This is a genomic window from Pseudomonadota bacterium (genome assembly GCA_022361155.1).
Classification (GTDB): Bacteria; Myxococcota_A; Polyangia; order Polyangiales; family JAKSBK01; genus JAKSBK01.
Window position 1 is genome coordinate 1 of record JAKSBK010000097.1, and the last position, 1,497, is coordinate 1,497.

4 protein-coding genes are annotated in these 1,497 nt (G+C 66.5%); all 4 read right to left on the minus strand.

What is annotated here, in order from left to right; translation table 11 throughout:
* The coding region (gene rplF / locus MJD61_03260) for a 50S ribosomal protein L6 (GenBank protein ID MCG8554293.1) at positions 1-429 on the minus strand (429 nt) is incomplete at its 3' end.
* 41 nt (positions 430-470) lie between these two features.
* Positions 471-869, minus strand: coding sequence for a 30S ribosomal protein S8 (gene rpsH, locus MJD61_03265; GenBank protein MCG8554294.1), 399 nt, complete (start codon positions 867-869; stop codon positions 471-473).
* Between the two features lie 14 nt (positions 870-883).
* Complete coding sequence (gene rpsN / locus MJD61_03270) at positions 884-1,189, minus strand: 30S ribosomal protein S14 (protein ID MCG8554295.1); 306 nt, start codon at positions 1,187-1,189, stop codon at positions 884-886.
* 27 nt (positions 1,190-1,216) lie between these two features.
* Positions 1,217-1,497: 50S ribosomal protein L5 (locus MJD61_03275; protein ID MCG8554296.1), on the minus strand; the 281-nt coding region annotated here is incomplete at its 5' end.

Genomic DNA, 1,497 nt, shown 5'->3' on the forward strand with positions numbered 1-1,497 from the left:
CTGGCCGACCTTCTGCTTGTCCGCACCGGAGACGGTGATGCGGGTCTGCTCGGGACAGTCGATCTTGATGCCGTCGGGGATGGGGAACCGCACGTCGTGGCTGTAGCCCAACTGCAGCACCAGTTCCGAGCCCTGGACCTGGGCCCGGTAGCCGACGCCGGTGATCTCCAGCTTCTTCTCGAAGCCGTCGGAGACGCCCACCACCAGGTTGTTGACGACGCTGCGGGACGTGCCCCAGAGCTTGCGCGCCCGCAGGCTCTCGCTCCGGGGCTTGACCCAGATGACGTTGTCCTCGCAGCTCACCTCGACCTCGTCCGTGAGGGTGGCGCTGAGCTCGCCGAGCTTGCCCTTGGCGCGCACGTTCTGGCCGTCGATGTGGACATCGACGCCGCTGGGCACTTCCACGGGGTTCTTGCCGATACGGGACATGGTCTGGATCCTCTCGTTCTCGTCCGCCTAGCGTGCCCGGATCAGAACACCTGGCACAGCACTTCGCCGCCGACGTTCTGCTCGCGGGCCTCGTTGTCCGAGAGCACGCCGCGGGGCGTCGACAGGATGGCGATGCCGAGGCCGTTGTAGACCCGCGACAGGTCCTTGATGCCGGAGTAGACGCGGCGGCCCGGGGTCGAGACACGGCTGATCTGGCGGATCACCGGATCGCCTTCGTGGTACTTCAGCTCGATGCGCAGTTCGGGGAAGCCGGGGTCCGACTTCTGTTCCTTGTAGCCGCGGATGAAGCCCTCGCGCTTCAGCACCTCCAGCACGTTGCGGCGCAGCTTGGAGGCCGGGCTGGAGATGACGTCCTTGCGGGCGCGCTGGCCGTTGCGGATGCGGGTCAGCATGTCGCCGAGGGGATCGGTCATGGACATCGCCGTTTCTCCTCCTACCAGCTTGACTTGACCATGCCGGGGATCTGCCCGGTGGACGCCAGGTCGCGCAGGGCGATGCGCGACAGACGGAACTTGCGGTAGTTGCCCCGCGGCCGGCCGGAGAGACCGCACCGCAGGCGCACCCGGTTGGGCGAGGAGTTGCGCGGCAACTGGGCCAGCTTCAGGCGGGCGTTGAAGCGCTCCTCCGGCGACAGCTCAGGGTCCTTGGCCATGGCCTTCAGGCGCTGGCGCCGGCCCAGGTACTTCTTGGCCAGGCGGGCCCGCTTCAGGTTCCGTTCGATGGCGCTCGTCTTTGCCATGCTTAACCTCTTTCCCTATCAAGCCGGTCAGTTGGTGAACGGCATGTTGAAGGCCTTCAACAGGGCCTTGGCCTCGGCGTCCGTGCGCGCCGAGGTGCAGATGACGATGTCCATGCCGCGGATCTGGTCGACCTTGTCGTAGTCGATCTCGGGGAACACGATCTGCTCCTTCAGGCCGAGCGCGAAGTTGCCATGGCCGTCGAAGCTGCGGCCGGAGATGCCGCGGAAGTCCCGGACCCGGGGCAGGGCGATGTTGATCAGGCGGTCCAGGAACTCGTACATGCGGTCGCGCCTGAGGGTCACCTTGC